At 73.3% G+C, this 3,974-nt stretch carries 4 protein-coding genes; 3 read left to right on the top strand and 1 reads right to left on the bottom strand.

Features of this window, described 5'->3' with window-relative positions; all coding sequences use genetic code 11:
- The 3 genes from M0P34_RS14180 to M0P34_RS14890 form a co-directional block, all read left to right on the top strand.
- Window positions 1-442, top strand: a 442-nt coding sequence (locus M0P34_RS14180; RefSeq protein ID WP_291500270.1) for a cobalamin biosynthesis protein, incomplete at its 5' end; no start/stop codon positions are given.
- 124 nt (window positions 443-566) lie between these two features.
- The gene (locus M0P34_RS14175) at window positions 567-893 is read left to right on the top strand and encodes a hypothetical protein (protein ID WP_291500268.1); all 327 of its coding nucleotides are present in this window, start codon (window positions 567-569) and stop codon (window positions 891-893) included.
- A 326-nt stretch (window positions 894-1,219) separates the two neighbouring features.
- Window positions 1,220-3,070: a DEAD/DEAH box helicase gene (locus M0P34_RS14890; RefSeq protein WP_366062783.1), complete on the top strand. Its 1,851-nt coding sequence runs from the start codon at window positions 1,220-1,222 to the stop codon at window positions 3,068-3,070.
- Between the two features lie 136 nt (window positions 3,071-3,206).
- On the opposite strand, the gene M0P34_RS14165 is transcribed toward M0P34_RS14890, so the two are convergent.
- Window positions 3,207-3,536, bottom strand: coding sequence for a carboxymuconolactone decarboxylase family protein (locus M0P34_RS14165; RefSeq protein WP_291500267.1), 330 nt, complete (start codon window positions 3,534-3,536; stop codon window positions 3,207-3,209).
- Window positions 3,537-3,974: the final 438 nt, after the last annotated feature.

Genomic DNA, 3,974 nt, shown 5'->3' with positions numbered 1-3,974 from the left:
CTGGGCCTACAAGGCCGTGAGCACGATGGACTCCATGTGGGGCTACCGCACAGAGCGCTGGCGCGGCCTGGGCTGGGCCTGCGCCCGGCTGGACGACGCGCTGGCCTTCGTGCCCTCGCGGCTGGCGGCCCTGGGCATCGCGGCTGTGTCGCGGGCGGCTGGGGGGCTGGCGGTGCCCCTGGCGGCGGTGCGCCGCGACGCCGCGCGCATGGCCAGCCCCAACGCGGGCTGGCCCATGGCCGCCGCGGCCTGGGCCCTGGGTGCGGGCATGGGCGGTCCCGCCGTGTATTTCGGCCAGCCCGTGGACAAGCCCCGCCTGGGCCCGGGGGGCGGCGCCTGGACCCCGGCCCTGGTGCGGCGGCTCATCGGCCTGCTGCGGGCCGCCGGGCTGGCCGTGGCCGGGGCGCTGTGGCTGGGGCTCGCGGCGCTGGCCCTGGCCTGAGGCCGGGCGGCCCCCCGTTCCCCGGAGTTGACAGCCGCGCCAGGGGGCAATACATCCCAAGGGCTTCGGAACGCACCGGAGCCCCGCGACATTTCCAGGAAACAGGACACCAGGACGTACGGACATGCAGGAATTCGACGAGTACCCCGAGTTCGAGTATCTGGCCTTCATCGAGGGCTTTCTCGTGCCCATCGCGCACATCAAGGCCATCGGCTGGGTGGAGAAGACCTACCCGCTGCCCGACGAGCCCTACGAGGGCGACCAGTGGTACTTCCGCGTCCACCTGGACCAGCCCCTGGGCGACACCGGCGACGGCGTGGCCCGCGACCTCGCGGCTTTCTACCCCAGCGAGGAGGAGGCCGAGTCGGCGCGGATGCAGCTTGCCGGGCGCGTCAACGATTTCTACAAGAACCAGTTCGTGAACAGCATGTTCGGCGGCAAGCTGCATTAGCCTTTGCCGGTTTTCTTGCGCATCCAGGCCCTGTGTCCGGCGCGGCGCGGCGCGGCGCGGGGCCTGGGCGTTTTTCCGCGCCCCGGGTCCCGGGGTTCCGCTTTTCGGTGCGGCCGGGGCTTTACATCCCGCCAGAAGTGCGTATACAGGGCAGGCCTCGGCGTGACCGGACACCAGCCTTCGCCGCCTTCCCCGGCGGCCGCGCGCCCCGCCTCCCGGCGGGCGCTTCTGAGAGTCCCGGAGCCCCACCAGTACCCCCGGCCCACGGGCCGCGCGACCCTCGTCACGCAGGATCGCCCTGTTCCCCTCAATCATAGGATATTTTTGTGACTTTCGATTCCTTCGCCTTTGATGCGCGGATCGCCTCGGGCATTCGCGCCGCCGGGTACGTCGTGCCCACGCCCATCCAGACCCAGGCCATTCCCGTCGTCCTCCAGGGCCGCGATGTCATGGGCCTCGCCCAGACCGGCACCGGCAAGACCGCCGCCTTCGCCCTGCCCATCCTCCAGCGCCTGCTGGACGCGGGCGCCCCCGGGCGCGGGCCGTTGCGCGTGCTGGTGCTCGCGCCCACCCGCGAACTCGCCGTGCAGATTCAGGAGACCTTCGTGACCCTGGGCGCGCAGACGGGCATCCGCTGCGCCTCCGTGTTCGGCGGCGTGGGCGTCACGCCCCAGGTCAAGGCCCTGCGCCAGTCCACCGTGGCCGTGGCCTGTCCCGGCCGGCTCCTCGACCTCATGAACCGCGGCGAAGCCAATATCTCCGGGGTGGACGTGCTCGTCCTCGACGAGGCCGACCGCATGCTGGACATGGGCTTTCTGCCCGACATCAAGCGCATCCTGGCCAAGCTGCCCACGCGGCGCCAGAACCTGCTCTTCTCGGCCACCATGCCCGAGGAGATCGCCACCCTGTGCCGGGGCATCCTGCGCGACCCGGTGCGCGTGGAGGTGGCCAATACCGCCCCGGCGGCCAGCGTCGGCCACGCGCTCTACCCGGTGCGCAAGCACCTCAAGGCCGCGCTGCTCGAAACCATCCTGCGCGGCACCGAGCACGACTGCGTGCTCGTGTTCACGCGCACCAAGCACCGCGCCAAGACCCTGGCCCAGCAGCTCGAGCGCAAGGGCTGGGCGGCGACCTTCCTGCAGGGCAACCTGTCCCAGAACCGGCGCCAGAAGGCCCTGGACGGCTTTCGCAGCGGCGACTACCGCATCATGGTCGCCACGGATATCGCCGCGCGGGGCATCGACTGCTCGCGGGTGACCCATGTGGTCAACTTCGACATGCCCGACACCGCGGAAACCTACACCCACCGCATCGGCCGCACGGGCCGCGCCGAGCGCAGCGGTGAGGCCCTGAGCCTGGTCACCGCCGAGGACGGCCTCATGGTCCGCTGCGTGGAGGGCCTGCTGGGCCGCAAGATTCGCCGCGTGACCGTGGAGGGCTTCGATTACGACCGCGAGACCCCCGGGGCCCCCAGCCCCGTGGACGAGCGCGAGGGCCAGGAGCGCGGCCGGCGCGGCGGGCAGCGCGGCGGGCAGCGGCCCGCCCGGGCGCCCAAGGCGCCCCAGGCCGCCCCGGCCTGGGGCGCGGCCAGCGAGCGCGACGACACCTATCGCGATCCCGACGCCGGGCAGTCGCGTCGCGCCCGGGGCGAGAACCCGCGCCGCGACGAGGAGCGCGCCGGGGGCCGGGGCGGACGCTCCGGCGCCCCCGCCAAGGCCCGGGGCGCCAAGGGCAACGGAATCTTTCCGGCGCTGGGCAAGGGCGGCGCCCGGGGCGAATCCCGGGGCGGCTCCGGCCACGCGGGCCCGGCCCGCGCGGCGGGCTGGGACGACGACGCGCGCGGCAACCGCGTCGCAGCGCCCCGGGGGCGCCGCGACGATGACACGCGCGGCAACCGGGCCCAGCGGCCCGATGTCGACGGCAACCGCGCCGCCCGCTCCGAGGGCCGGGACGGCGGCGCCCGGGGCGCCGGGCGCCAGGAGCGCGACGGGCGCGGCAACGCCGTGGTCCAGCGCCAGGGCAAGGGCGCTGCGGGCCGGACCCGCGACGACGCGCGCGGCAACGTCGCCCCCCGCGGGGAGGGCGGCCGCTCCGGCCGTGGCGGCAAGGGCGCCGGGCGCCCCGGCGACGACGACCGCCGGGGCCGGGGGCGCGGTCCGCGCTCCCAGGCGCGTTAGATCCGCCGCCGACACGGCGCAATGAAACGGGGGGCGGCCCGGGAGCGATCCCGGGCCGCCCCCGCGCGTTGGGCCGTCCGCCTATGGGCCGGGGCGCCGGGGGCCGGGGGCGCCGCCCCCGGCCCCGGCGCGGCCGCTACTTGGTGTTGGCCGCGATCTCGTCGCGCACGATCTTCATGTAGGTCAGCTTGGGGCCGCCGCCCATGAGCACGGCCAGCCACGCGGCCTCCAGGATCTCCTCGGCCGTGGCGCCGGTCTTGATGGCGTTGGCCACATGCACGGCGATGCACCAGTCGCACTGGTTGGCCACGGCCAGGGCCACCAGGATCAGGTTCTTGGCCTTGCCGGGAATGGCGCCGTCGGCCTTGGCGGCCTTCATGAAGCCCATGAAACCCGCGAGCTGGTCGGGGGTTTCGTCGTTCAGGGCCTTCAGGGTCGCATTGAATTCATCCAGCAGCTGGCTCATGGGGCCTCCTTGCGGTTATGGGGTGGATGGTGTGTCCACCATAGCCCATCCCGCCCTGTGGAGGCAATGATTCCAGGGCATTATTCCGGGCGCCGCCCGTGGCCCGCGCGCCGCGCCCGCCGGGCGGGCTCCCGCCCCGGGATCGGGCCGCGCGGAGCGACCGGGTTCATTCAGGGCGGGCAAGCGCGGAGGCAAGGGCGGCGCCGAAGGGCTGGCCGCAGGCGCGCGTACGAAAAGAAAGGCCGCACCATCGACTCCTGCGGCGGCACGGTCTTTCCCTGATCGGGGCAAGAATATTTCAGATTGGGTGACGCTTGCACGAGGGGAGAGGGGGGAGAAGCCACGCATCCATGCCGATTCGTCCGCCCGCTTACTGCTTGGCTGCGGCTACCACGAACGCGGTACAGTCAAGGCCCTACGTCTCGGCTGTTGTCATTT

This window comes from Desulfocurvus sp. (genome assembly GCF_023230885.1).
Taxonomy (GTDB): Bacteria; Desulfobacterota; Desulfovibrionia; order Desulfovibrionales; family Desulfovibrionaceae; genus Desulfocurvus.
The sequence above is the reverse complement of the archived record's forward strand: the minus strand, read 5'-3'. Positions and strand labels throughout refer to the sequence as shown.